Origin of the sequence: Streptomyces sp. PA03-3a (assembly GCF_033792735.1) — a bacterium.
GTDB lineage: Bacteria > Actinomycetota > Actinomycetes > Streptomycetales > Streptomycetaceae > Actinacidiphila.
Genome location: NZ_JARAVM010000019.1, coordinates 104,707 through 128,719 on the forward strand (window position 1 = coordinate 104,707; position 24,013 = coordinate 128,719).

Genomic DNA, 24,013 nt, shown 5'->3' on the forward strand with positions numbered 1-24,013 from the left:
GCGTCGCGCCGACCCTGACGAGGTGTCAGTCTCGGATGCATGACCGCTCGCTTCCCCGTGTCCGCCCTGCACTGGACGGTCCTCGTCCCGGCGTTCTCGGTGGTCCTGCTGGCCCTCACATGGGGGCGTGTGCTGCCGGTGGCCGTGGTCGTGGTCGTCGCGGTCTTCCTGGCCGTCGCGGTGCTCGCCGCCGTCCACCACGCGGAGGTGGTGGCGCACCGGGTGGGCGAGCCCTACGGGGCGCTCGTGCTGGCGGTGGCGGTGACCGTGATCGAGGTGGCCCTGATCCTCACCCTGACGGCGGACGGCGGCCCGAAGAGCGCCGGCCTGGCCCGCGACACCGTCTTCGCGGCGGTCATGATCACCTGCAACGGCATCATGGGGCTCTGTCTGCTGGTGGGGGCGCTGCGCCGGCGGGTGGCGGTCTTCAACCCGGAGGGGACGGGCGCCTCCCTGGCGACGGTGGCGACGCTGGCCACCCTGAGCCTGGTGCTGCCGACGTTCACCACCAGCACCCCGGGCCCGCGGTTCTCCACCGCCCAGCTCACCTTCGCCGCCCTGGCGTCGCTGGTGCTGTACGGCCTGTTCGTGGCGACGCAGACGGTGCGGCACCGGGCGTACTTCCTGCCGGTCAAGCCGGGCGGCGAGGTGATCGACGTCTCGGAGGACGACACCGTCCCGCCGACCACCCGCGCCGCGCTGTTCAGCCTGGCGCTGCTGGTGGTGGCGCTGATCGCGGTCGTGGGGCTGGCCAAGGTGGAGTCGCCGACGATCGAGCAGGGCGTGCAGTACGCCGGTCTGCCCTCGTCCTTCGTCGGCGTCGTCATCGCCCTGCTGGTGCTGCTGCCCGAGACCATCGCCGCGGTCCGCGCGGCCGCCCGCGACCGTGTGCAGACCAGCCTCAACCTGGCGCTCGGCTCGGCGATGGCGAGCATCGGGCTGACGATCCCGGCGGTCGCGGTGGCCTCGCTCTGGATGTCCGGCCCGCTGCTACTGGGGCTGGGGTCGACGCACATGGTGCTGCTGGCGATCACCGTCGCCGTCGGCACGCTGACGGTGATACCGGGACGTGCCACCCCCCTGCAGGGCGCGGTGCACCTGTCACTGCTGGCGGCGTACGTGGTGCTCGCGATCAGCCCGTGAGCCGAAGGGCGACTACCGGCGGCCGGCGACGACGCGGCCGGCCAGGACGGCCTCGACGAAGGGCTCGGGCGGGGCGTAGCGGTGGGCCAGCACGTAGTGGACGACCAGGTCGGGCGCGATCAGCCAGGTGCCGGCGCCGCCCTCCACCCGTACCTCGCCGTGGCCCACGAGGATCCGCTCGCCGCCGCGGGACACGCTCACCGGGTTGAAGCGGCCGCCGCCGATCAGCCTGCGGCGGCACAGCATGCAGCCGTACCAGCCGTGGGTGATGGCGCACAGGTGGTCGCGGCACAGGGCGAAGAGGCGGTCGGCGAACTCGGCGGAGGGCTCGGCCTGGGGGAAGGGGTGGGCGGGGTCCAGCCAGCCGACCGCATGGGCGGAGACATCCGGAGGAATCGTTTCTGTGAAGTAGGCGTACGGACTCAGGTCCTCGTAGTACGGCATCGCAGCCTCTCCCGCCCGCGGACCCCGCCCGCGCGCACCGTTCGATCAATCGCGGGCAAGCGTCCAGCAGTGGGGCCCGTAGGTCAATCACCCGTACGTGGCGGGAACCCGGCGGCGCGCCCCCCGGCGGACGGGGAACCCACCCGAAGGGGACCGGCACAGGACACCAGTCCCGTGCGCGGCGCCCGTCAGCCGGCGACCGGCTGCTCGTCCTTCCCGTCCTCGACCGGGGGCGCCTCGGCCACGGGCTTGCGGCCGAGCCAGCCGGCCAGCAGCCCGTGCACGGCCTCCGCGCCGACCAGCCGTTCCAGCGGGTCCGGCCCGTCCAGGTCGAAGGGGTGCAGCAGGAAGGCGCGGCTCTGGTCGCCGCCCAGGCCGCCGTGCGAGCCCACCTGCTCCTCGAAGGCGTGCACGGCCCGGGTGACCGGGTCGTACGCGGAGTTGACCATGATGTCGGCGGCGTGCGGGAAGCGGGCGGTGCGCAGTACGGCGGCCGCCGCGCCCGGCCCGAACATCGCCAGCGGGTCGCGCCCGGTGACCCGGCCCGTCTCCAGCTCGTGCTCGCCGCCGTCCCCGCCCAGGACGAGCGGGCCGCGCTCCCGGTCCAGGACCAGCACGAAGCCGATGCCCGGGTGCTCGGCGAGCGTCCGCAGCAGGGCGGGGTGGCGGGCCTCGACGTCCTGCCGGTCCGCGCGCCCCGGGAGCTCCGGGAAGGAGATCAGCGCCAGGTTCCCCGAGGCCAGTACCACCGGTTCCGAGGACGGCCCGGCCGTCTCCTGCTCCTCGCCGGCGCGGCCCCCGTGCTCGGGCCGGTGCAGTGCCGCACGGGCCGCCGCGCGCGCCTCGGTGCCGCTGGCCGTGCCCCGGGCGCGGCGGCGCACCGGCAGCCCGCACCCCGCCCGCACCAGGTCCCTCAGGGTCAGGCCGTACGCGGTCTCGAAGGTCTCGCCCTGGCTCTGGCCGTGGTCGGAGAGCAGCACGATCCGGTAGGGCCGCGGCGCGTACCGGGAGGCGTCGGCGATCAGCCGGATGGCGCGGTCCAGGCGCCGCAGCACCCGCATCGCGTCCCGGCTGCGCGGCCCGGAATGGTGCGCGACCTCGTCGTACGCGACCAGGTCGGCGTAGACGGCACCGCGTCCGGCGAGCATGTCGCCGACGACGGCGGCCACCGCCACGTCCCGCTCGACGACGGTGGCGAAGGCCCGCAGAAAGGGGTAGAGCCCGCCGCGCCGCACCCGCGGACGCTCGTGGCGCAGCCGTGCGGAGACGGACTCGGTGACCTCGCGGACGACCTCGGCGAAGAAGGACGCGGCGGTGCGCACGGCGTTGGCCGGGTCGGAGAAGTACGCGAAGTAGCCGGTCCGGGAGCGCGTGGCGCTGACCGGGGCGAGCACGGCCGCGGGATCGCCGCCCTCCGGGGCGCCGACCGCCCGGGACCGCAGCCGGGCCATGGCCAGCCGGTCCGCGGAGAAGCGCCGGCGGCGGGTCGACACGGACATCACCAGCGCCAGTTGCCCGGCGCCGCCGCTGAACAGGTTGCCCCGGCTCGCGCCGTCCGGCGCCAGCAGCCCGGCCCGCCCGGTGCGGGCGACCGCGCGGCGCTCCAGCTCGGCGGCGCAGGAAGGCCGGTTGCAGACCATGACCTGCCCGGTCTCCTTCTCGTACCAGCGGAAGGCCGGCACGTCCTCGTTGCTGCCGTGCAGGATGGCCAGCTGGCTGGCGCCGGTCTGGCTGCTCCAGTCGGTCGTCCACGGCACCAGGCGGTGGCTGCCGTCGAGCCACTCGGCGACGGTCTCCATCGCGGGCGTGCGCAGACGCCCCTTGCGCGCGACCGGACGTACGGCCTCGCGCAGCACGTCGTGCCCGACGCCGTCCAGCTGGACGAAGACGAAGCCCGGCTCGCGCGTGCCGTCCGTGCCGTCCGCGCCCTCCGCGTCGTGTCCCGCGCCCCGGCGCCGGCCCGCCAGGCGCGCCAGACGGCGGCCGTACGCCGCGTCGTCGCGCATGGCGAGCGTCGTGCTCGTCGCGGACGAGGCCGCCGACATCACGGCGGCGATCACCACGGCCGTGGCCGGCGCGATGTCGCCCTGCCAGTCGGGGGTGAAGCGGAGCGCGAGCAGCAGCAGCGAGCCGTTGAGGAAGAACACCAGCAGGCCGAGCACCAGCGCGGGCACCAGCAGCACGGCCCGCACGAGCACCGGCCAGACCAGCGCGCTCAGCAGACCGAAGGCACCGGCGCCGGCCGCCGCCGTCACCGCGATGCGGGTGGGGCTGTCGCCGGTGGGCGACTGGATGCGGAAGTCGGGCAGGATCCCGGCGAGCACGGCCATCGTCGCCGTCGACACCGCCCACACCACCAGCACGCGGACGATCGCGCCTCCGGCGGCCCGCCACCGACGCAGCACGCCCACCCTCTCCTCACGTCTCCTCTACGCCTGCCGCCGTCCCCCATGTCCGTCCGCGGCCCTGAACACGAATACCCCCAGACTGTCACAGTCTCCCCTGCGCTCCGCGGCGCACCGGGGGCACACGTCGGGCACGCCGGAGCATAGGCTCGGGGCGAGACGAGGAGGCACGAGTGGCGGTCGAGATCACCTGGTGGGGACACGCGACGGTGACCGTGCGGGACTCGGGGGTGCGGGTGCTCACCGATCCGCTGTTCGCCCCGCGCCTGGCCCACCTGCGCAGGCGGCGCGGCGCGGTACCGCCGCCGGGCGCCGCGCTGGCGGACGTCGCCGTCGTCTCCCACCTGCACGCCGACCACCTGCACACCGGCTCGCTGGCCCGGCTCTCCCGGGGTACCCGGGTACTGGTGCCGCGCGGTGCCCCCGCCGCGGTGCCCCGGCTGCGGCGGCTCGCCGCGGACCGGCGACTGGAGCTGACCGAGGTCGTCCCCGGTGACGAGGTGAAGGTGGACGCGCTGACGGTACGCGTGGTGAGCGCGGCGCACGACGGACGGCGGCTGCCGTACGGGCCGCACCGCTCCCCCGCGCTGGGCTACGTGCTGGTGGGCGAGGAACGGACGTACTTCGCCGGGGACACCGGGCTGTTCGACGAGATGGCGGACGAGGTCGGCCCCTGCGACGCCGCGCTGCTGCCGGTCGGCGGCTGGGGACCGTTCCTCGGCACCGGCCACCTCGACGCGGCGCGCGCCGCCCAGGCCCTGGAGCGGCTCGCCCCGCGCGCCGCCGTGCCCATCCACTACGGCACGTACTGGCCGATCGGCATGGACGCCGTCCGCCCGCACGAATTCCACTCCCCCGGCGAGGAGTTCGTCCGGCTCGCCGGGCGGCTGGCACCCGCGGTGGCGGTGCACCGGCTGGAGCACGGGCAGAGCATGCTGCTGGAGGCCGCCGGATGAGCGGACTCGCCCTGCTCGCGGAGCAGACGTCCTCCCAGTCCACCGGCCAGGCGGTCGGCTACCCCTCGCTCTTCCTGCTGGTCGTGCTCGGCTCACTCGTACCGGTCGTGCCCACCGGCGCGCTCGTCAGCAGCGCCGCCGTCGTCGCCTTCCACCAGACCGCCCCCTTCTCCCTGGCCCTGGTCTTCGTCATCGCCTCCTGCGCCGCCTTCCTCGGCGACATGGGCCTCTACCTGCTCGGCCACCGCGGCGTACGCTCGCGCAACGGCTCGCGCTGGATGCGGCGGTTGCAGGAGCGCGCCGACCCCGCGCACCTCGCCGACGCGCAACGCCGGCTCGACGAGCACGGTGTCACCGTCCTCGTCCTGTCCCGCCTCATACCCGCCGGCCGCATCCCGGTGATGGTCGCCTGCCTGCTCGCCGAGATGCCCGTCCGCCGCTTCGCGCGTGGCGACGTCCCGGCCTGCCTTGCCTGGGCGGCGGCCTACCAGCTCATCGGCATCCTCGGCGGCACCCTCTTCCCCGAACCGTGGCAGGGCGTCCTGCTCGCCGTCGCCCTCACCCTGGTCATCGCCTCCGCGCCACAACTCCTGCGCCGCCTCCGCGGCTCCGCCGCCGGCCCCACCTCGCCCGACGACACCCCGGCGGAACACCCCGGCCACTGACCGCCCCCGGCGGGGCTTGCCGCGGGCCCCTGCCGCGCCGGGTCCGCCGTCGGGTGCGGTCCGGACCTGCCCCGGGGCGGCGCCGGCGCCGGGGTGACGGTCGCGGTACCCGGGCCGGGCAGACGGTGCGACGCAGCCGCGTCTCGGGCCACGGCTGTCGCGCGCACGCGCAACCGGGCCGCGGACGACGTCGCCGCAGCAGACACGCACGCCCTGCCCGGCCTCACGGCACCGTCAGGGCACTCGGCCCACGGCTGTCGCGCGCACACAACCGGGCCGCCGGAGAGGGCGGACGGCGCGGTCCTACGGCCGTCGCCCACCGGCTGCGGGCGCCCGGTGCGGTTCGTCCTCGGTTTCCGCGTCGACGGTTCGTGTCAGCCCCTCGTCGGTATCACTCCGGCCGTCCAGGGCGGTCGCCCTCGCCGGCGCACGGCGCGGCAGCGACGCGCCCCGCGCGGGGGCGGCGCTCAGGCGCCCGTGGCCAGGCCGGTGATCGCGGCCCCCAGGGCGGACAACGCCGCGTCTACGTGCGGCAGTTCGAGCGGGTCCCGGGCGTCGAGGGCGGCACGGCGCATGGCGTCGTCGGTGCCGTGCAGGGGCCCGGTGTCGATGCGGACGTGGAGTGCGGAGGGGTCGTCGCCGAAGCGGTGGCCGCCTGGGACGGGACGTCCGAGCAGAGTGGACAGCGCGGTCTCCAGGGTCGGGGCGTCCGTGACGCCGGAGGCCGCCAGGGCGTGCCGCAGGGGGCCGAGGTCGGCGTAGAGGTGGAAGCCCGCCTCGGGCGGGCGGCTCAGGGCGCCGGCCCGGGTGACCGCCCGGTGGGTGGCGGCGCCGAGGGCGGCGTGCAGACGGCTCGCGGCGGCGAGGTGGGCCCGGACCTCGTCGCCCTCGGCGAGCGCGAGGGCGGCCGCGGCGGCCACCGGCCCCGGGAGCACCGCGCGGAGCCCTGCGCAGTGGTCCGCCACGGCGGCCCGCAGACGCGCGCCCTCCGCGGTGGCCGGGAACCGGGCGAGGGCCACGGGCCAGGACGGCGGCACCAGGGCCGCGCACAGGTCGGTGAGGACGACGGTCCGGCCCGGCAGCGTCTCGGCGGGGGTGAGCAGCACGGTCTCGTGCGGGTGGTGCACGGTGTCGGCGTACGTCTCGTCGGAGACCAGGAGGAGCCCGCACTGCTCGGCCGCCTCGCACACCTCGTGCAGCAGTTCCGGGGGCGTCACCGTCCCGCTGGGGTCGTCGGCGGCCGCCATGAGCAGGACCCTCGGGTCGGCGCCCTCCGCGCGGGCCCGGCGCACCGCTTCCAGCAGGGCGAAGGGGTCGGGGGCGCCGCCGCCGACCGCGGGGGTCTGCACCGTCGTGATGCGGCGGCCGAGGGTCCGCACCAGCGGCGCCTGCCAGGCGGCGGCGGGCCGGGCGAGCACGACGTCGCCGTCCACCGCCGCGAGCAGCGCCAGCAGCAGGGGCTCCGCGCCCGGCGCGGCCACGGTACCGGCGGCGGTCGTGGCGAGCCCGCGGCGTTCCCAGTAGCCCGCGGCGGCCGTACGCACCGCCTCGCCGCCGCCGGGCGGCTCCGGTGCCGCGCCGCCCGGCATCCCGGCCGAGAGACGCTCCGCCCAGTACCGCGGCACCGGCAACCCGGGGTCGGGCCGCTCCCCGCCGCGCGCGAGGCGCCCGGGCGGGGCCGGCGGTGACGTCCGCTGCATCCGTGCCTCCGGTGGGATCGGGTGACCGGCGGGATCGGTGGCCGGGCCCGCGGGCCCGGCCCCGCCGCCACCCTCGCACGCGCTCCGCACCCCCGCCGCCGGGGCGCGCGCATTTCCTCTGCGTGCCGCCGGGAATCCAGGGCAACCGGAATCCAGGAGGTGGTCCCATGGTCCCGCTGCTACTCGTTCTGCTGCTGGCCCTCGTCCTTTTCGGCGCGGGTTTCGCCGTCAAGATCCTCTGGTGGGTCGCCCTGGTCGTGCTGGTGCTGTGGCTGCTCGGATTCGTGGCACGGAGCGGTTCCGGCGGCTCGCGCTGGTACCGGTGGTAGCGCGGGGAACCGCGAGCGGAACGCGGGGCGCGGGGCGGCCGTCGGGCGGCCGCGCGCCCCGCACACGCGGGTGTCCGCCGCCCGGTCCGCTAGTGCTGGGCCTGGACCGGCATCCGCAGCGTCCGGGCCCTCGCCCCGGCCCGGGTACGGCCGGAGGAGACCATCCGCTGGGGATGGCGGCGCAGGTACTCGCCCTCCAGGGCCGCCATCCGCGAGTTGTGGGCGTCGAGGGCCGCGCCGGAGCCGTAGAGCAGCGTCTCGTGGCGGGTCCGGTGGACCGACTCCAGTTCCTGCACCAGTTGTCGTTCGTCCAGGTCTGCGGGGTCGACCCCGCCGGGGTAGCGGCTCATGGGGCGCGCACCTTCCTTTCGCCTCCGGTCACCTCGCCCGTTTGGTACCCCGGGTGCGGGGATTCATCCGCTTCTGCGGGCATTCGACAGGCATCGGACCCCTGGTCGGGGTAGACGATGGAGAGACCTGACCCTGAGGAAAGGAGCCACCGTGCAACGAGGAAGCGACCGTCTGAGCGTCCACCGTGACGACGAGATGAAGCACGAGCTGCGCGAGATGCTGCGCTCCGGGCACTCGACCCGGGTCGAGGAGTGGCACGACCCCGAGCCCGCCGCCGACGACGACCCCGAGGTCGGCACGGGACCGGCCTGGGCCGGTGCCCCCGAGGGCACGGCGGTGCGGTTCGAGCTCGCCCGGCACCTGACCCGGCAGCCGTTCCCCGCGCGGCGCGGCGACCTGCTGCGCGCCCTGCGCGACCGGCACGCGCCGGACCCCCTGACCGACCTGGTGGACGGACTCCCCGGCGACAACCGGCGGTACGCCAACGTCCAGGAAGTCGTACGGACCCTGGGCATGCGCCCGGAGGCCTGACGAACGGCACGACCGCGACGCCGGCCGCGGGACCGGGTGACCGGCCCCGCGCGCCGTGCGACCGCCCCTGGGCCACGGCCCCGGACCGCACCGCCCGCAACGCCCGGGAATCGATCGATCATGGAGGTAGTCGTTGTGCGCCGGATCCTGAGCGCATGGGACAAGAAGCTGTTCCTGAACGTGGCGAACCGGTCGTGGCCGGCCGCCGAGCCGGTGCTGCCCCGGCTCAGCCGGGCCGCCAACCACGGACTGCTCTGGTTCGGGATCGCCGCCGGCATCGCGGCCGTCGGCGGCCGCACCGGCCGCCGCGCCGCCCTGCGCGGCGCCGGGTCGCTGGCGGTGGCGTCGGCGGTGGTCAACACCATCGGCAAGGGCGCGGTGCGCCGCAACCGCCCCGTCCTCGACTCCGTGCCCGTGATGCGCCGTCTGTCGCGGCAGCCCGGCACGACGTCCTTCCCTTCCGGCCACGCCGCGTCGGCCGCCGCGTTCGCCGCGGGCGTCGCCCTGGAGTCGCCCCGCTGGGGGGCCGCGGTGCTGCCGGTCGCCTGGTCGGTGGCGTTCTCCCGGATCTACACCGGCGTGCACTACCCCAGCGACGTCGCCGCCGGGATGGCCCTCGGCGCGGGCGCGGCCCTGGCCGTACGCGGCCTCGTGCAGACCGGACGGCAGCTGGCGGTGCCCCCGACCCCCCGGGCCGACGCACCGGCCCTGCCGGACGGCCGCGGACTGTTCGCGGTGGTCAACGAGGTCTCCGGCCCGCCGCCGCTGCTCGGCCCGCCGGCTGAACGGCTGCGCGGCGCGCTGCCGGAGGCCGTGGTCGAGGAGTGCTCCGAGGACGACGACCTCGCCGAGATGCTGGAGAAGGCCGCCCAGCAGGCGGCGGAGGCCGGCGGCGCGCTCGGCATCCACGGCGGGGACGGCAGCGTCAGCCTGGCCGCGTCGGTCGCGCTGCGGCACGGCGTGCCGCTGCTCGTCTCCCCCGGCGGCACGTACAACCACTTCGCGCTCGACCTGTCGATCGAAAACATCGACGACGCCGCGCGGGCCGTCCGCGAGGGCACCGCGATCGCGGTAGACGTCGCACGGGTCTCCCCGACCGGCGACGCCGCGGGCAAGGAGGCCGGGTCCGCGGAGTCCACGGTCTTCCTCAACACCTTCAGCATCGGCGTCTACCCCGACCTCGTCCGCTACCGCGAACGCTGGTCGCGGCGCGTGGGCAGCTGGCCCGCGGGGGTGCTGGCCGCGCTGCACGTGCTGCGCACCTCCGCCCCGATCGACCTCGAGATCAACGGGCGGCGGCACTCGGTGTGGATGCTGTTCGCCGGCAACGGCGCCTACCGCAGCATCGGCCCGGCGCCGCTGCGGCGCCGCGCCCTGTCCGACGGGCAACTCGACGTCCGCATCGTCCCCGGCAGCCCGTACGCACGCACCCGCCTGCTCGCGGCCGCCCTCACCGGCTCGACGACGGCGCTGCTGCGGCGGCTGCGGATCGGTGGTGTGGACCCCGGCATCCGCCTGGCCTTCGACGGCGAGGTGGCGCCCGCGCCGCGCGAGCTGGTCATCGACAAGGCCAACGAGGCCCTGACCGTCTACCGGCCGCTCTGAGCCGGACACACGAAGCGGGCCGCGCTCCCCAGGGGCGCGGCCCGCTTCGCGGGTAGGGGCGGGCGGACCGCCGTCAGCCCGACAGTCCCGCCAGCGCCCGGACGCCCTCGCCCTTGATGGTGAGGGTGTCCGGCGACCCGGCGTCTATCGCGAGCGTGAGGTCGTCCGACGGCCAGCCGCTGCTGAGCGCCGCGAGGGGCAGGATGCGGTAACCCCGCGCGTTGGGCAGGGCGTGCGCCAGGCGAACCTCCGAGGTGAAGACCGGGACCAGCTTCGTCCCGTCCTCCTGCTCGAAGACCGGCAGGCTGATCGTCTCCTCCTGCGCCCCGTCCCCCGCGGGCTCCTCCGGCGGCGCCGGCACCGGCAGCAGGATGTCGCTGGCCGCCAGGGTGCTGAGCGCGGCCGCGTTGTCACCACCGGTGGCGATCTCGTGCAGGGCTCGCTGCGCCGGGGGCTGCGCACCGTTCGGAGTGGTGAAATCGGTCATGGCCGTTCCCTTTCCGTTGCTTGCGTACGGGGTGGCTCGGGGGCTGCGCGTACCCAGCGAGGGAACGGTCATGCGCGTTCGCCGGAGTCACTCGTACTCGGTGCCGCCCTTGCGGGTGAGGTAGGCCTCGCTGACCGCCTTGAGGACGGCGCGCCCGCCCAGCTCGGGGCTGTGCCGGTCCGGTGCCGCCCGGACCACGACGCCCTCACGCAGGTGAAGTCCGCGGCCGGAGACGGTCTCCGCGCCCCGCGCGAGGTCCAGGACGGCGCCGAGGTCGAACGGGCCCTCGTACAGCGTGGGCACCAGTGGCACGCTCCCGGCCGGGAGCGCCTCGGCGGGGTCGAGCCAGCGCACGGCCCCGTCGACCTCGGCGGCGACGTCGAACGCCGCGTAGCCGGGCGTGCCGCGGCCCGCGTCGGCGCCGTAGCCGAGGTCCTGGACACCGGCGCCGTAGACCTCTCCGAAGATCGCCACCCGGGTGGCGCCGAGCCGGCCGGCGAGGGCCGCGGCGACGTCTGGCAGGCCGTGGCCGCGGACCGCGCGCCAGTAGAGGTTGCCGTCGGCCTCCTTCAGGGCGAGGCGCTGGGCGCCCAGCCCCTTGGAGGTGACCAGCACGCGTCCGGAGTCGGCGAGGTAGGTCAGGCAGCAGGCCGTCCCGTGGAGCTTCTCGGTGATCGCGACCGGCTCGCCTGCGGTGAAGACACCGGGGTGGCGCTTGACGTTCTCGATGTCGATCCACGGCAGCAGGTCCGGCGCCGACTCCACGTCGCCGCTCATCGACACCGGGACCGGCGGCACCCACTTGGTGATGCCGAGCAGTTCCGCGAAGTCGGTGCCGTCCCCGGCGGCCCGTGCCAGGTCCGTTCCGTCGAGTGCGGCCGGGAGGCAGACGACGCCCTGGGACAGCTCGCCGCGCAGCCGGACCGCCTTGACGCGGTCGGCGGCGGGGCCGGCGAGCCGTCCGGTCAGGCCGAGTTCGGCGATCAGCGCGGCGGGCAGCACGGACTGCTCGGGGATGTACAGCGCGAAGTCGCCCGTCCGGTAGGCACCCTTGGCCACGACCGCCCGGTAGAGGCCGACCTGGGCGAGTTCCAGGGCGTCCGCGTTCGGGTGGTCGTGGACGGTGAGCCGTTCGGCCGTGACGCGCAGCGTCGACATCGGGTTCCCCCTCGTGGTGGTGCGTGGATCGCACCACTGTGCGGGGTGCCGCCCGCCGCGGGCGAACGGTTTTTCAGGGCGCCGGGGCCATGCGGAAGTCGTACCCCCCGGGCAGGGGTTCGTCGGTGAGGGCGCGCCATGTGGTGTGCAGCGACTCCTCGCCCTCCCGCAGGTCGTCGACGGTGAAGCCCTCCTCGAACACGGCCCGCGCGCCCGCGGTGTCCCCCGCGGCCAGCAGGACCTGGGCGTGCAGCAGCCGAAAGCGCCCTCGGGCGCGGGTCGTTGCGGGCAGGGCGTCGAGGACGGCGGCGGCGTCGCCGGGACGGCGGGCGGCCAGGAGCGCCGGCACGGCCTCGCGTGCCAGGGCCGCCGCGGCGGTGGCCCATGCCTCGCCTCCGGGGACGGCCCGGAAGGCGTCGAGGTAGCGCTGCGCGGCGCGTTCGGGGTTGCCGTCGCTCTGGTCGGCGACGGCGAGGCAGCGCAGCGGAAGACACGAACCCGATCCCGCGGCGGCCCGCTCCCAGCTGCGGACGGCCTGCGCGCGGTCGCCCGCGTGCCACTGGGCGAGGCCCAGATGGTAGTCCAGGGCCCACGCGTTGCCCTCGTACGTGCCCGCGGTCTCCAGGAGTTCCCGCCACTCCGGGGAGACGAGCACCGGGCCGGGGACGGTGTCCTCGCCGAGTCTCGGGAAGACCCCGGCGAGCAGCAGTTCCAGCCACGGCTTCTGCCGCTCGCCCAGGGTGTCGGGCGCGAAGGGCGTACCGGGCAGGTCGAACCGGCCGCGGGTGACCTCCAGCGCGCCCCAGCCGGAGCCGGTCGAAAGGACGTCCTTGGGTTCGGCGTCGGCGGCCGGCAGCCACGCCTCGTGGGCGGCGCGCAGGTGCTCGCGCGGCAGGACCGCCTCCAGGCGTTCCGCCACGGCGCTCGAATCCGCGCCGGGGGCGGCCTCCAGCGGGCCGTACGCCTCCAGCCAGCTCACGGCGGCGCCCGCGGCCAGGGGGAGGTGTTCGAGCTGGGTGGGGGCGAGTCCGGCCTGGATCTCCAGGTAGCCGGGGCCGTCGCCCTCGTCCCCGGCGAGCCAGCGCTGCCAGCGGCGTCCGCCGGAACCCTGTCCCCAGACGAAGAGCTTGCGGCCGCGGAGGGCGTCGGTGGAGGTCTGCACGAGGCCGCGGCCGTCGGCGTCGAGGGCCGCGATCCAGGGGCGGGTGCCGTCGGGCAGGTCGTAGAACCAGTCGGCCGGGTGCTCGGAGGCGGTGGGCGCCTCGGGGACGGGCACCCGCCGGAGGGTGCGCGACGCGCCGAAGTGCCAGGCGTGGGTGGCGGGTGCGACGACGCGGGTGCCAGGTGCCTGGGGTACGGCGGTGTTGGACCACCAGTAGAGGGGAACGGTCCGGTGGTGAGGATTGCGGACGCGTACCCCCGCGTAGAGGAAGTCGGAGCCCTCGGGAAGCCACAGGTCGATCTGGAAGGGCAGGTCGCGCAGCCGCTCCCACTCCCAGAGGCGGAGCATCTCCCCGCCGCCGGGAGCCGGGACGCGGGCGGCGTGGAGCGGGGCGCAGCTGAGCGCGGTGTGTCCGGTGGCGCCCGGGTTCCATTCGACGCCGCCGGAGAACCAGGCACCGGCGAGGCCGAAGTCGGCGTACTGCAGGACGGGGTCGGTGTGCAGCAGTTCGCGGCCCGAGGGCTTGTGGTGCAGCGCGTACAGGCGGCCGCCGAGCCCCGGCAGGACCGTGGCGCGCAACCGGTCGTTCTCCAGGACGACCGCGTCCAGTGCGGTGGGCACGCGTTCTCGGGTGTAGCCGTCGAGACGCGGTACGGGGAGCAGGGTGCGCAGCCGCCCGTAGCCGATGCGCCGGGCCATGCCGGGCGGCAGCGCGACGCTCTCGGCCGGGTCGAGGAGGTGCGGGTCCCCGGGCGCCCTGAGCGCGGGCAGGGGGTTCTCCGGGCCGAGCGGGCTGGCCGGGAGGGTGAGGGTGGTGCGTCGCACGGTGGTGGCCAAGAGGTCCCTCTCTCTGTCACCGCTGGTCGGGTGAGGACATGGAACCCCGTATCGGCCCGCGCCGTCAGGGGTTTGGACCTCATGGACCGGGCCGTGTGCGGACTTCAATATGTGGTGAACGTCATTTTGGCCTTCTTTTGCCGTCGGACGGGTCCGGGAGGGTTTGCCGATCATGCTGTCCACGCTCTGGAGCCCGCCGAACGGAACGCCCTCGCGCGCGCCCCGCGTCCCGCGCCCGGCGCCCGTCGAGCGCGCGCGAAGTCCGCGGCTCGCGGCGCTGGCCGCCCGCCCCGGGCGCGAGGCGGAGTTCTGGCGGGCCGTGGAGGCCGAGGGGACACCCCTGGTGGAACCCCTGGACGGCGACCCCGGGCACGCCGCGGTCACCTTCCTCTGGCGCGGCACGGCCGCGACGCGCGCCGTGCTGGCCCTGCCCAACCAGGTGCTCGACCCTGACGACCTGGCCGGCAACCTGATGTCGCGCGTGCCGGGCACGGACGTGTGGCACTGGACGATAAGGATGCGCGCCGACTGGCGCGCCACGTACGCGCTGTGCGTGGACGAGGGCGAGGGCGCCGCCGCGGCTCCCACCGGGCCCAAGGGGCAGGCGTACCTGCGCGGACTGCGCCGCCACCCGCGCCGCGACCCCTTCAACCGGGCCGTCTTCCCCACCCGTTGGGGTACCGAACCGCTCTCGGTCGTCGCCCTCCCCGCGGCCCCGGCGCCACTCGGCGCGTGGCGGGACCGGCCGGGGGCGCCCGCGGGCGAGGTCTCCGTCCACACCATGCGCAGCGCCCACCTGCGCAACTGGCGCCGGGTGTGGGCCTATGCGCCGTCCGGCTACGAGGACCTGGCCGGGCTGCCGGTGGTGGTGCTGCTCGACGGGGACGTGTGGCAGCAGCACCTCGACGTCTCGTCGCTGCTCGACGGGCTCGTGGCGGCCGGTGCGCTGCCGCCGCTGGTCGCGCTGATGCCGGACGCCCTGGACAGCGACACCCGGCGCCGCGAACTCACCTGCGATGACCGCTTCGTGGCCTTCCTGACCCGCGAACTGCTGCCCTGGGCGGCCCGCCGGTGGCCGGTCAGCGGCGACCCGGCGCGCACGGTCGTCGCCGGCCAGGGCCTCGGCGGACTGGCCGCGGCGTACGCCGCGCTGCGGCGGCCCGAGCGCTTCGGGAACGTGCTCGCTCAGTCCGGCGCCTTCTGGTGGCCGGCCGGGCACCGCGCCGAGGCGCTGCCCGAGGAGTGGCTGACCGGGCGCGTGGCGTCCCTCTCCCGAAGACCGGTCCGCTTCCACCTGTCGGCGGGCCTGCAGGAGTGGGGGCTGACGGCCGCGGTCCGCCGGCTGCGGGACGCCCTGCTGGCCCAGGGCTACGAAGTGGCGCACCACGAGTACAACGGCGGCCACGACTACCTGTGCTGGCGCGAGGAACTCGCCCACGGGCTCGTCTCCCTGCTGCGCGGCCCCTTCCCGGGCACTCTCCGTGGCCCTCGCGTGTCGGCCCCGGCCGACACGGAACCGGTCTGACGCGGCGGCACGGCGCACGCGTGCCGGCGGCGGTGACGACCCGGCGCGGCACGGCCGCCGCGGGACGCGTACCGCGGGGTGGCCCCTCTGGCCGCAGCCGTCGGCCGCGGGTGCGCGCCGCCCGGCGCACGTGACGGCGGCGCGGGCGCGGGGGTCCGCAAGGACCGCGGCATGAGCCGGACCGCCCGCCCGGCGCGGCGCGGCGGATGTCCGCACACCGCCGAACCGGCACGACGACGCCCCGTCCGCTCGCGGCGTCACCGGAGCCGCCGACCACAGAACCCCCTCGCCACCGCGGCACGGTGCGCAGGGCGCGTCGCGCGGCCCGGTCGACGACGACCGCCGCGGCACCACCCCCGTGACCACGCGGTATGCGCGGCCGCCCGCGCCACGGGCCGCCGCGAACCGCCATGGGCACCCCCGGAAGCACGGCCGACGCGGTGGCCGTGCTCGAAATGCGCTTGCCGCGCGGGGGCGGGGCGTCCAGACTGCCCGGATGCTGATTCGACGTGAGACCCCCGACGACGTCCCCGCAGTGCAGGCGCTCACCGGGGAGGCGTTCGCCTCGGCGGACCGTCCCGTTCCCGTCGAGGTCACGCTGCTGGCCGAGCTGCGGAGGAGCGACGCCTGGCTGCCGGAGCTGTCCCTGGTCGCCGTGGACTCCGACGGGGAGAGCGTCATCGGCCACGTCGTCTGCACGCGGGCGCACGCCGGAGGCACGCCCGTGGTGGGCCTCGGCCCGCTGAGCGTCGCGCCGGAGCACCAGCGCAAGGGCGTCGGACTGGCCCTGGTGCACACCGCTCTGGGCGCCGCGGACGCCCTCGGGGAACCGCTGGTGGCGCTGCTGGGCAGCCCGGACTACTACGGCCGGTACGGCTTCAGGGCGAGCACGGACTACCGGATCACGCCGCCCGACCCGGCCTGGGGGCCGTACTTCCAGGTGCGCCCGCTGTCCGGCTACACCCCGTCGCTGAGCGGGGCGTTCCGCTACGCGGAGCCCTTCGACCGGGTCTGAGCCCACCGCGGCAGCCACGCGGGCACGGCCCGGCGGTACGCCTCGTACTCCTCGCCGTGCGCGGCGCGCAGCGTCGGCTCCTCGTACCAGCGGACGAACGCGGCGACGGTCAGCCACACGGCGGCCGCGTAGAGGAGCAGGACGGGCCGCAGGAGCAGCAGTCCCTGCCCGGCGACGAGCGCCACGACGGCCAGGTACATGGGGTTGCGGACCCGGGCGTACGCGCCACCGGTGACGAGGCGTTCGGTGGGGGCGACGGGTGCGGGCGTGCCGCGCCCCTCGCGTACGAAGCGGGCGAAGCCGTGCAGGAGCACCGCCGCCCCGGCCAGGGCGAGCAGGCCGCCGGCCGCCCGTACCGGCCAGGGGCCGTCGCCGGAGGCGTAGCGGGTGAGCCACCAGGGCACGAGTCCCGCCACGACGCCGGGTGCCGCGAGGAGGAAGACCGCGCTGCCGAGCGCGGCCGTGGACCGTCTCATGCCTTCATGGTGCCCGCCGGCGGGCGTCCCGGATACGTCTTCGCGGCGCGAATCTGCCCGTATACGTGGGCCCGCAGTTCCGCGAAGCGGGGGTCGGAACGGGTGATGATCTGGTCGCGGTCGTGCGGCAGGTCGACGTGCAGGTCCTCCTGGACGACGGTGGGCGCGGCGGACAGGACGACGACCCGGCGCGCGAGGTAGACGGCCTCGTCGATGTCGTGGGTGACGAGCATCGTGGTGATGCCGAGACGGTGCCAGAGTCCGAGGAGGAGGTCCTCGAGGTCGGCACGGGTCTGCGCGTCCACCGCGGCGAACGGCTCGTCCATGAGCAGGACCTGGGGCTCGTAGGCGACGGCGCGGGCGATGGCGACCCGCTGCTGCATGCCGCCGGACAACTGCCAGGGGTGGGCGGAGCCCGCGTCGGCCAGACCGACGGCGGCGAGCGCCTGCTGGACGAGGGCGGTGCGGCGCGGGCCCGGCACCCGCTTCTCACGGAGCGGGAGTTCGACGTTCTGGCTGACCGTCAGCCACGGGAAGAGGCTGCGGCCGTACTCCTGGAACACCACCGCCATGCCGGGCGGCGGCCCGTCGACGAGGCGCCCGGCGAGCCTGACCTGTCCCGCGGTGGGTGCGAGGAGGCCGGCGACGCACTTGAGCAGGGTGGTCTTGCCGCAGCCCGACGGGCCGACGACGCAGACGAGTTCGCCGCGCTCGACGGTGAGGTCGATGCCGCGCAGCGCCTCGACGACGCGGCCGCGGCCCTCGTACGCCTTGCGCAGTCCGGTGATCTCAAGCATGTGTCTCCCGTTGGTGCCAGTGCAGGACCCGGCGCTCCAGGGCGCGGAAGGCGAGCGAGAGCAGGAAGCCGACCAGGCCGAGCAGCACGATGCCGCTCCACATCTCCGGGATCTGGAACTGCCGCTGGAACAGCACGACGGTGTGGCCGATGCCCGAGGTGCTGGCGAACATCTCCGCGATGACCATGAGGATGATGGCGATGGACAGCGCCTGCCGGAGACCGGCCATGATCTGCGGGCTCGCGGCGGGCAGGACGAGGCGCCGCAGCCGGGCGGGGCCGCGCAGGCCGTAGACCCGCGCGGTGTCGGAGAGCACCTCGTCCACGGCGCGCACGCCCTCGATGGTGTTGAGCAGCACGGGCCAGATCGCGCCCGAGACGATGACGAGGACCTTCATGGCCGTGTCGAGCCCGGCGACGAGCATGATCAGCGGCACGAGCACGGGCGGCGGGATCGCGCGGAAGAACTCCAGGGCGGGTTCGGTGGCGGCGCGCAGCCGGGCCGAGAGGCCGATGGCGGTGCCGAGGGCGACGCCGAGCAGTGCGGCGAGCACGTACCCGGCGAGGAGCCGCAGGAGGCTGGGCAGCACGTCGTCGCCGAGGCGGGCGGTGAGCCACACGTCGCCGAAGACGGCGGCGATCCGCTGCGGCGAGGGCACGTAGAAGCTGGGCCGCCACACACTCCACGCCCACCAGCCGAGGACGAGGAGGACGGGCAGCCCCAGCACCCGCAGGGCGCCGCGCACAAGACGCACGGCACGGCTCATGCGGCGGCCTCCCCGCGGACGGAGGGGTGCCAGGCCAGCAGCCACCGCTCCAGGCGGCGTACGGCGAGGTTGACGACGACCCCGATGATCCCGGCGAGGGTGATCAGGGCGTAGACGGTGGCCACGGCGCCGCCGGACTGGGCGAGCTGGATGCGCAGCCCGAGTCCGGGGCTGCCGATGACCAGTTCGGCGGTGACGGCGAGGATGAACGCGACGGAGGCGGCGAGCCGGAGTCCGGTCATGACGTACGGGAGCGCGGTGGGCCAGACGAGCCGGCGCAGCGTCGTCCAGTGGCCGAGGCGGTAGGAGCGGGCGGTCTCGCGGGCGACGGGGTCGACGTCGGCCACGCCGTACAGCACCTGGATGAGCACCTGCCAGAAGGCGGCGTAGACGACCAGCAGGAGGCTGGAGCCGAGGTCCGCGCCGAAGAGGAGGGTGGCGAGCGGGATGAGCGCCACGGAGGGGATGGGCCGGAGGAACTCGACGGTGGAGGCGGTGGCGGCGCGGACGCCCGGGACGGCGTCGATGAGGGTGCCGAGCGCGACCGCGAGGACGAACGCGATGGCCAGGCCCAGGGCCCAGGCGCTCATGGTGTCGCCGAGCGCCGACCAGAGTTGGCGGGTCCTCAGTTCACGGCCGAGGGTGAGCAGGATCTCGCTCGCCGGGGGCAGGAAGTCCCGGGAGACCCAGCCGAACCGCGGGACGGCCTCGGCGACGCAGAACAGCACCGCGAGGCCGGCCGCTCCGTACGCGGCGTCGCGTCCTTTCATGGCAGGAGGGCCGCCACGTCGGCGTCCTTGGTGAGTGTGCCGTCCTGGCGGGCGTCGTCGGCGACGGTCTGCACGGACTCCCGGTTGATCTCCGTCGGCCACGTGGGCAGCTTGATCTTCGCGATCGCCTCGGCGGGGATCGAGGTGTACGACTTGAGGATCTCGCGCACGGCGTCGGGGTGGGCGTCGGCGTAGGCGAGGGCCTCGTTCATGGCGGCGGTGAAGTCCTTCACCAGCTCCGGGTCCTTCTGGAGCGTGGGCTGCGTGGTGAAGTACATGGCCACGGTGAGGTCCGGTGCGGCGTCGGCGTAGGGCCAGGCGACGGCGCGGGCACCCTGGCCGGTGGCCTGGGTGACGAAGGGCTCGACCTCCCAGACCGCGTCGACCCGCCCCTTGGCCAGGGCGGCCGGCATGTCGGGGAACGGCATCTCGACGAACTCCACCTTGGAGGCGTCGCCGCCGTCCTTGCGCACGGCGGCGCGCACGGTCGTGTCGCCGATGTTCTTCAGCTGGTTGACCGCGACGGTCCTGCCCGCGAGGTCCTTCGCGGACGTGACCGGGCTGCCTGCCGGGACGAGTACGGCGCTGTAGTCGGTGTCCCGCTCGCCGGTGGAGGCGACGCCGTTGGCGACGACCTTGAGCGGCAGCCCCTGCTGCCGGGCTGTGAGCAGGGAGGTGGTGTTGGCGAAGCCGAAGGCGAACTGGCCGCCCATGACGCCGGTGATGCTGGCGGCGCCGCCCTGCACCGAGGTGATCTTCGCGTCGATGCCGCGCTTCATGAAGAAGCCCCGGCTCTGGGCGAGGTACACGGGAGCGGTGTCGACGATGGCGATGGCGCCGATCGTGACGCTTCGCGTTCCTCCGCCGGAACCGGACGAGGCGCCCTTGCCGGCGGGCCGGCCGGAGTCGCCGCAGGCGGTGACCCCGGCGGCCAGGAGCGCTGCCGCCGTCAGGAGCAGGGGAAAGGTGCGACGCATGGGCACTCCCTGATCTGATCAGTTCCGTTCGCACAGTGAACTGTCGTTCATTGGGTGGCGCGCCAAGTGACGGTAGGGGCGTCGCGCGACGCCGTCAACGGATCGCACAACGGCTCGTCGATGACAGGGGTGTCGCGAACGGGAGAGCAGGGGCGCGGGAGGCACAAGAGGCGGATCAAGTGAAGAAAATCATGGTTTGACATGATTTACCCCTAGTCGCACCGTCCCGCGCTGAGTAGATTGGAACGTGGCCTACGGGGCGAGCGAGGGAGTTCGGTAGCACTGGTTGCGGAGCGGAAGCAGCGGCTTCCACCGGAACCGGGTCCAACGGCCGGGCTGAGAGGCTCGAAGGTCCGGGAAGAGGTTTTGAGACCGGAGAGCGACCCCTAGCACCTGATCCGGACCATGCCGGCGAAGGGAGTCCCACCTCGTAGGTCGTCGAACCGCAGTACAGCAGGGCCCGCGCGGCGAGCGCGGGCCCTGCTGCGCCGCTGCGGCCGGTGCCGCGGCGGCGCCTCGGCCCTTGGCCGCTTGACCCCTTGGCCGCTTGACCCCTTGGCCGCTTGACCCCTTGGCCGCTCGGCCCGGACGCTGGGATGATCCTCCGGCGCGGAGGGCGCGGATGACGCGGCTCCGCCGGCGGGGCGGGGGGACGGTGGGGGACATGGACGACCGCACACTGGTGAGCGCGGTCAACGCACTGACGGCGCGGTGGGCCCGCGAGACCCTGGCCGGTGGTGGCGCGGGGGAGACGATCTTCTCCGCCGCGGGAGTCTGGCCGCTGCTGGCCCTGCTCGCCGCGGGCGCCTCCGGCCCCGCCCGCGGCGAACTGGAGCAGGCCGTCGCCATGGACGCCGCGACGGCTGCCGGCGCCTCGGGACGGCTGCTCGCCCGGCTGGACGCCATGGACGGCGTCGACACCGCCGTCGGCCTGTGGACCCGCGCCTCCCTGCCGCTCGCACCCGGCTGGCTCTCGCTGCTCCCGGCGGGCGCCCACGGGCACTTCACGGGCGACACCGAGACCGACCGCAGGACGTTGGACGCCTGGGCGGCGGACCGCACCCACGGCATGGTCCCCAGGATGCCGGTCGCCGTCGACCGGAACACCCTCCTGCTGCTCGCCAACGCGCTGGCCCTGCGCACCGACTGGGCCGAGCCCTTCCAGGACCACCACACCGGGACGCTCTTCCGCAGTTCGCGCCATCTGGACATGGCCGGGGTCGCGTCCACCCCCTTCGGCCCGCTGACCATGGCGAAGGTGAACGGCACCAACGGGATCGAGGTCCATCTGCTGCGCGGCCCCGGCCACGTCGCCCCCGGCGAGGTGCTCGCCGCCGGGGTGGCGGCCCTCGACGGGACGTACCAGGTGCTGCCCGGCAACCTGCTGCCGTACGGGCGGCCCGGGCCGGGGGTCGTGGTCGAGGACGTCACGAGCTTCGACCCGGCGCCCGCGCTCGACCTGACCACGGTGCCGTTCACCGTGGGCGCCGAGCACGATCTCCTCGACCGCGCCGAGTTGTTCGGGCTGGCCCGCGCCCGGGACGCCGGCGCCGGCCACTTCCCCGGCATCAGCGCGCAGCCCCTGGCCGTCGGCGCGGCGAAGCAGGCGGCCACGGCGACCTTCAGCGCGAAGGGCTTCCGGGCCGCCGCCGTCACCGCGGTCTCCCTGATCGTCGGCAGCGCTCCCGGGCAGGCCCGGCAAGCCAGGCGGGTGCGCGTTGAGTTCCGGCGGCCGTTCGGCTTCCTCGCCGTCCACCGGCTCTTCCCCGCGGTCCTCGTGGCGGGGTGGGTGAACCCCTGACCTCACCGGGCGGCCGTCACAGGGCGCTTCCCGCCCGCCAGTCCGCCCAACCGGCGTTCCAGGCGCCGTAGCCGTTGTTGACCTGCACGGTGTCGGTGGAGTTGACGACGGTCACCGGGTCGCCCGGCGACACGTGGTCGTAGAACCACTTGGCGTCGGACGTGCTCAGGCCTATGCAGCCGTGGCTGCCGTTGACGCGGCCGAACTTGCCCTCGTTCCAGGGCGCGGCGTGGGCGAAGGTGCCCGACGTGGTGAGCCGGACGTCCCACTTCACGTCCTTCAGGTTGTACGCCTCGGGTCCGAAGATGCGCACGGTGCGGGAGTTCATGGTGATGCTGGGCGTCTTCTCCAGGACGACCATCGTCCCGTTCCACGTCTCGAAACCGGGCTTGCCCGTGGAGACGGGGATGGTGCGCAGGACCTCGCCGCCCCTGCGCAGGGTGAGGGTCTTGCGGGCGGTGTCGACCGTCGTGACGACCGACTCCCCTATCCGGAAGCGGACGACCCGGTTCTGCGTGCCGTAGAGGCCGCCGCCCGCGTCGACCCCGTCGAGGTCCATGCGGAGCGTGACGTCGGTGCCAGGCTTCCAGTAGGAGCGCGGACGGAAGTCGACGCGGTCGCGGCCGCTCCAGTCCTTCATCCAGCTCCAGGCACCCTCGACGGCCGGACTCGCGGTGACGCCCAGCTTGCGCTCGACGGCCGCCCGGTCGCGTATCGGCTTGTTGAAGACGATCGACACCGGCATCCCGACGCCGACCGTGGTGCCCTTGTCGGGGTGGTACTCCCCCACGAAGGTGCGCTTCGGTTCGGCGGTGGTGAAGGTGGTGTGCTCCGTCAGCCGCTTGCCATCGGAGGCGGCGGCGCGGACGAGGACGTCGTAGGTCACGCCGGGGGCCAGCCGGCCCGCCGAGGTCCAGCTGTCCTTGGAGGACGCGAGCGTGCCGCGCAACGGCCCCGGGCCGGGGGCGGTGACGCGTACGGATTCGATCCGCGCGGCGGTGGTCCGCACGGTCACTTTGCGGTCGACGGGCACGGCCCGCCCGCCGGAGGCCGGGGCGACGGCGATCGCGGGCCGCGGCTCCGCGGCGTGGGGCCCTCCGCCGCCGGAGCCGCTGCAGGCCGGCAGCGTCGCGACGACGGCCAAAGCGCACGTCGCGGCGCCGGCGCGCAGGGTCGTCCTGCGGTTCCGGATCCGGTCGTCGGTCATGTGACGGCTCTCCTCCCCTGTCGAGTCGTACCTCTGCTCCTGCCCGGTCCCGCGGCGGCCACCACATCCCGGCGGCCGCAACTGCGCGGAGCGGACGACTCCGTGGCGTCACCGTTCCGTACCAGGGGTGTACGCACGGAACCCGGAAGGGCGGCGGCCTTGTGTTCCGCGGCAGCACAGCAGCCGAAAGACCTGGGGGGACGTCATGGAGCGCAGGAACACGAGGCGGGCCGCGATCGCGGTGGCACTGACGGCGACGGCGGCGGTGCTGCTGACGGGGTGCCAGGGGGACGTCGGCGCGGCGGGCAGTGGCGCGGGCGGGGGCTCGTCCGCACCGACCGCTCCGCCGACGGTCGCGCCGTCGCGGACGGCGGGGGACACGGTCCCGGCCTCCAGCGCATTACGGGCGCCCGGTGGTTCGTCGGAGCCCGCGGGCCGCTGCGGCGCGGAGGACCTGGAGGCGACGGCGGCGCACCAGGCCGCCGTGCGCCCCCAGGGAACCGGCACCGGGGCGGCGGTGGCCGGGTTCACCAACACCTCCGGCGCGCCCTGCGTCGTCGAGGGCTTCCCGACGGTGGCCGGGGCGGCCAACGGCTCGCCGGAGATGAACGTGCCGCTGACGGTGCGGCACACCGGTACGGCCGCGCCGGTCGCGCTGGCACCGGGCGGCCGCGCCTGGGTGAAGCTGACGTTCCACCAGGTGCAGGGCGAGGGCGACGGCTCCTGCGCCTCGGGTGAGGCCCCGGTCCAGTACCCGACGATGGTGCTGGGCCTGCCCGGCGGTGCGGGCAGGCACCAGGTCGCCTTGGACGACGGGGTGTTCGCCGAGTGCGACGGCGTCGTCGCCGTCACCGCGCTCTCGGCGGCCGAACCGTCCTGAGGGCCCGGCACGGGGCGACGGACGGC

The 24,013-nt window shown here is 75.1% G+C and carries 23 protein-coding genes; 10 read left to right on the plus strand and 13 right to left on the minus strand.

The window, feature by feature from the left end; all coding sequences use genetic code 11:
- Positions 1 to 39: 39 nt before the first annotated feature.
- Positions 40 to 1,143, plus strand: a complete 1,104-nt coding sequence (locus tag PV342_RS23200) for a calcium:cation antiporter (RefSeq protein WP_361000903.1) — start codon at positions 40 to 42, stop codon at positions 1,141 to 1,143.
- A 12-nt stretch (positions 1,144 to 1,155) separates the two neighbouring features.
- Here the strand turns inward: PV342_RS23200 and PV342_RS23205 are convergent, their stop codons facing one another.
- Both PV342_RS23205 and PV342_RS23210 read right to left on the minus strand, forming a co-directional pair.
- The gene (locus tag PV342_RS23205) at positions 1,156 to 1,587 is read right to left on the minus strand and encodes a DUF7919 family protein (protein ID WP_361000906.1); all 432 of its coding nucleotides are present in this window, start codon (positions 1,585 to 1,587) and stop codon (positions 1,156 to 1,158) included.
- Between the two features lie 188 nt (positions 1,588 to 1,775).
- Positions 1,776 to 3,998 carry a phage holin family protein gene (locus tag PV342_RS23210; protein WP_500318586.1) on the minus strand — a complete coding sequence of 741 codons (2,223 nt, stop codon included), beginning with the start codon at positions 3,996 to 3,998 and terminating at the stop codon, positions 1,776 to 1,778.
- 167 nt (positions 3,999 to 4,165) lie between these two features.
- On the opposite strand from PV342_RS23210, the gene PV342_RS23215 reads away from it, so the two are divergent.
- On the plus strand, positions 4,166 to 4,948 hold the full coding sequence (locus PV342_RS23215; protein ID WP_386986361.1) for an MBL fold metallo-hydrolase: 783 nt from the start codon (positions 4,166 to 4,168) through the stop codon (positions 4,946 to 4,948).
- Positions 4,945 to 5,613 (plus strand): DedA family protein, encoded by a 669-nt coding sequence (locus PV342_RS23220; RefSeq protein WP_386986364.1) that lies wholly within the window; start codon positions 4,945 to 4,947, stop codon positions 5,611 to 5,613. Before PV342_RS23215 ends, PV342_RS23220 begins: the two co-directional genes overlap by 4 nt.
- 467 nt (positions 5,614 to 6,080) lie before the next feature.
- Here the strand turns inward: PV342_RS23220 and PV342_RS23225 are convergent, their stop codons facing one another.
- Complete coding sequence (locus tag PV342_RS23225; protein WP_500318587.1) at positions 6,081 to 7,313, minus strand: aminotransferase class I/II-fold pyridoxal phosphate-dependent enzyme; 1,233 nt, start codon at positions 7,311 to 7,313, stop codon at positions 6,081 to 6,083.
- A gap of 167 nt (positions 7,314 to 7,480) precedes the next feature.
- Between PV342_RS23225 and PV342_RS23230 the strand changes: the two genes are divergently transcribed.
- The gene (locus PV342_RS23230) at positions 7,481 to 7,642 is read left to right on the plus strand and encodes a hypothetical protein (RefSeq protein ID WP_018560968.1); all 162 of its coding nucleotides are present in this window, start codon (positions 7,481 to 7,483) and stop codon (positions 7,640 to 7,642) included.
- A gap of 89 nt (positions 7,643 to 7,731) precedes the next feature.
- On the opposite strand, the gene PV342_RS23235 is transcribed toward PV342_RS23230, so the two are convergent.
- On the minus strand, positions 7,732 to 7,992 hold the full coding sequence (locus PV342_RS23235) for a DUF6158 family protein (protein WP_018560969.1): 261 nt from the start codon (positions 7,990 to 7,992) through the stop codon (positions 7,732 to 7,734).
- A 151-nt stretch (positions 7,993 to 8,143) separates the two neighbouring features.
- Here PV342_RS23235 and PV342_RS23240 point away from each other — a divergent pair, with 151 nt between their 5' ends.
- Both PV342_RS23240 and PV342_RS23245 read left to right on the plus strand, forming a co-directional pair.
- Positions 8,144 to 8,524 (plus strand): DUF2795 domain-containing protein, encoded by a 381-nt coding sequence (locus PV342_RS23240; RefSeq protein WP_089222757.1) that lies wholly within the window; start codon positions 8,144 to 8,146, stop codon positions 8,522 to 8,524.
- Between the two features lie 120 nt (positions 8,525 to 8,644).
- The gene (locus tag PV342_RS23245) at positions 8,645 to 10,129 is read left to right on the plus strand and encodes a bifunctional phosphatase PAP2/diacylglycerol kinase family protein (protein WP_500318588.1); all 1,485 of its coding nucleotides are present in this window, start codon (positions 8,645 to 8,647) and stop codon (positions 10,127 to 10,129) included.
- A 73-nt stretch (positions 10,130 to 10,202) separates the two neighbouring features.
- Here PV342_RS23245 and PV342_RS23250 read toward each other — a convergent pair whose 3' ends face one another.
- The 3 genes from PV342_RS23250 to PV342_RS23260 all read right to left on the minus strand — a co-directional run bounded on the left by PV342_RS23250 (position 10,203) and on the right by PV342_RS23260 (position 13,773).
- Positions 10,203 to 10,616: an SseB family protein gene (locus tag PV342_RS23250; protein WP_329184855.1), complete on the minus strand. Its 414-nt coding sequence runs from the start codon at positions 10,614 to 10,616 to the stop codon at positions 10,203 to 10,205.
- An 87-nt stretch (positions 10,617 to 10,703) separates the two neighbouring features.
- Positions 10,704 to 11,774, minus strand: a complete 1,071-nt coding sequence (locus PV342_RS23255) for an RNA ligase (ATP) (RefSeq protein ID WP_400796301.1) — start codon at positions 11,772 to 11,774, stop codon at positions 10,704 to 10,706.
- A 73-nt stretch (positions 11,775 to 11,847) separates the two neighbouring features.
- Complete coding sequence (locus tag PV342_RS23260) at positions 11,848 to 13,773, minus strand: DUF5107 domain-containing protein (RefSeq protein ID WP_500318589.1); 1,926 nt, start codon at positions 13,771 to 13,773, stop codon at positions 11,848 to 11,850.
- 172 nt (positions 13,774 to 13,945) lie between these two features.
- Between PV342_RS23260 and fes the strand changes: the two genes are divergently transcribed.
- Both fes and PV342_RS23270 read left to right on the plus strand, forming a co-directional pair.
- Positions 13,946 to 15,298, plus strand: a complete 1,353-nt coding sequence (fes, locus tag PV342_RS23265; protein WP_400796295.1) for an enterochelin esterase — start codon at positions 13,946 to 13,948, stop codon at positions 15,296 to 15,298.
- 496 nt (positions 15,299 to 15,794) lie between these two features.
- Positions 15,795 to 16,313, plus strand: a complete 519-nt coding sequence (locus PV342_RS23270; protein ID WP_386986384.1) for a GNAT family N-acetyltransferase — start codon at positions 15,795 to 15,797, stop codon at positions 16,311 to 16,313.
- Here PV342_RS23270 and PV342_RS23275 read toward each other — a convergent pair.
- Genes PV342_RS23275 through PV342_RS23295 form a run of 5 tightly spaced genes read right to left on the minus strand, consistent with a single transcriptional unit; the run spans position 16,286 to position 20,099 of the window.
- Positions 16,286 to 16,789, minus strand: coding sequence for a methyltransferase family protein (locus PV342_RS23275; RefSeq protein WP_400796291.1), 504 nt, complete (start codon positions 16,787 to 16,789; stop codon positions 16,286 to 16,288). The genes PV342_RS23270 and PV342_RS23275 overlap by 28 nt on opposite strands.
- Positions 16,786 to 17,586, minus strand: coding sequence for an ABC transporter ATP-binding protein (locus PV342_RS23280; protein ID WP_386986387.1), 801 nt, complete (start codon positions 17,584 to 17,586; stop codon positions 16,786 to 16,788). The genes PV342_RS23275 and PV342_RS23280 overlap by 4 nt, the downstream gene beginning before the upstream one ends.
- On the minus strand, positions 17,579 to 18,352 hold the full coding sequence (locus PV342_RS23285) for an ABC transporter permease (RefSeq protein WP_400796287.1): 774 nt from the start codon (positions 18,350 to 18,352) through the stop codon (positions 17,579 to 17,581). The genes PV342_RS23280 and PV342_RS23285 overlap by 8 nt, the downstream gene beginning before the upstream one ends.
- Positions 18,349 to 19,122, minus strand: a complete 774-nt coding sequence (locus PV342_RS23290) for an ABC transporter permease (protein ID WP_500318590.1) — start codon at positions 19,120 to 19,122, stop codon at positions 18,349 to 18,351. The genes PV342_RS23285 and PV342_RS23290 overlap by 4 nt, the downstream gene beginning before the upstream one ends.
- Positions 19,119 to 20,099: an ABC transporter substrate-binding protein gene (locus PV342_RS23295; protein WP_500318591.1), complete on the minus strand. Its 981-nt coding sequence runs from the start codon at positions 20,097 to 20,099 to the stop codon at positions 19,119 to 19,121. Before PV342_RS23295 ends, PV342_RS23290 begins: the two co-directional genes overlap by 4 nt.
- 664 nt (positions 20,100 to 20,763) lie before the next feature.
- Here PV342_RS23295 and PV342_RS23300 point away from each other — a divergent pair.
- On the plus strand, positions 20,764 to 21,900 hold the full coding sequence (locus tag PV342_RS23300; RefSeq protein WP_500318592.1) for a serpin family protein: 1,137 nt from the start codon (positions 20,764 to 20,766) through the stop codon (positions 21,898 to 21,900).
- A gap of 16 nt (positions 21,901 to 21,916) precedes the next feature.
- Here PV342_RS23300 and PV342_RS23305 read toward each other — a convergent pair whose 3' ends face one another.
- Positions 21,917 to 23,107: a L,D-transpeptidase gene (locus PV342_RS23305; protein WP_500318593.1), complete on the minus strand. Its 1,191-nt coding sequence runs from the start codon at positions 23,105 to 23,107 to the stop codon at positions 21,917 to 21,919.
- A 205-nt stretch (positions 23,108 to 23,312) separates the two neighbouring features.
- Here PV342_RS23305 and PV342_RS23310 point away from each other — a divergent pair, with 205 nt between their 5' ends.
- Positions 23,313 to 23,987 (plus strand): DUF4232 domain-containing protein, encoded by a 675-nt coding sequence (locus PV342_RS23310; protein ID WP_500318594.1) that lies wholly within the window; start codon positions 23,313 to 23,315, stop codon positions 23,985 to 23,987.
- Positions 23,988 to 24,013: the final 26 nt, after the last annotated feature.

Coding starts and splice junctions, on each gene's coding strand:
- PV342_RS23200 (WP_361000903.1), top strand. CDS start 40: ATGACCGCTCGCTTCCCCGTGTCCGCCCTGCACTGGACGGTCCTCGTC.
- PV342_RS23205 (WP_361000906.1), bottom strand. CDS start 1,587: ATGCCGTACTACGAGGACCTGAGTCCGTACGCCTACTTCACAGAAACG.
- PV342_RS23220 (WP_386986364.1), top strand. CDS start 4,945: ATGAGCGGACTCGCCCTGCTCGCGGAGCAGACGTCCTCCCAGTCCACC.
- PV342_RS23225 (WP_500318587.1), bottom strand. CDS start 7,313: ATGCAGCGGACGTCACCGCCGGCCCCGCCCGGGCGCCTCGCGCGCGGC.
- PV342_RS23230 (WP_018560968.1), top strand. CDS start 7,481: ATGGTCCCGCTGCTACTCGTTCTGCTGCTGGCCCTCGTCCTTTTCGGC.
- PV342_RS23235 (WP_018560969.1), bottom strand. CDS start 7,992: ATGAGCCGCTACCCCGGCGGGGTCGACCCCGCAGACCTGGACGAACGA.
- PV342_RS23245 (WP_500318588.1), top strand. CDS start 8,645: ATGGAGGTAGTCGTTGTGCGCCGGATCCTGAGCGCATGGGACAAGAAG.
- PV342_RS23250 (WP_329184855.1), bottom strand. CDS start 10,616: ATGACCGATTTCACCACTCCGAACGGTGCGCAGCCCCCGGCGCAGCGA.
- PV342_RS23255 (WP_400796301.1), bottom strand. CDS start 11,774: ATGTCGACGCTGCGCGTCACGGCCGAACGGCTCACCGTCCACGACCAC.
- fes (WP_400796295.1), top strand. CDS start 13,946: ATGCTGTCCACGCTCTGGAGCCCGCCGAACGGAACGCCCTCGCGCGCG.
- PV342_RS23270 (WP_386986384.1), top strand. CDS start 15,795: ATGCTGATTCGACGTGAGACCCCCGACGACGTCCCCGCAGTGCAGGCG.
- PV342_RS23275 (WP_400796291.1), bottom strand. CDS start 16,789: ATGAGACGGTCCACGGCCGCGCTCGGCAGCGCGGTCTTCCTCCTCGCG.
- PV342_RS23280 (WP_386986387.1), bottom strand. CDS start 17,586: ATGCTTGAGATCACCGGACTGCGCAAGGCGTACGAGGGCCGCGGCCGC.
- PV342_RS23285 (WP_400796287.1), bottom strand. CDS start 18,352: ATGAGCCGTGCCGTGCGTCTTGTGCGCGGCGCCCTGCGGGTGCTGGGG.
- PV342_RS23290 (WP_500318590.1), bottom strand. CDS start 19,122: ATGAAAGGACGCGACGCCGCGTACGGAGCGGCCGGCCTCGCGGTGCTG.
- PV342_RS23295 (WP_500318591.1), bottom strand. CDS start 20,099: ATGCGTCGCACCTTTCCCCTGCTCCTGACGGCGGCAGCGCTCCTGGCC.
- PV342_RS23300 (WP_500318592.1), top strand. CDS start 20,764: ATGGACGACCGCACACTGGTGAGCGCGGTCAACGCACTGACGGCGCGG.
- PV342_RS23305 (WP_500318593.1), bottom strand. CDS start 23,107: ATGACCGACGACCGGATCCGGAACCGCAGGACGACCCTGCGCGCCGGC.
- PV342_RS23310 (WP_500318594.1), top strand. CDS start 23,313: ATGGAGCGCAGGAACACGAGGCGGGCCGCGATCGCGGTGGCACTGACG.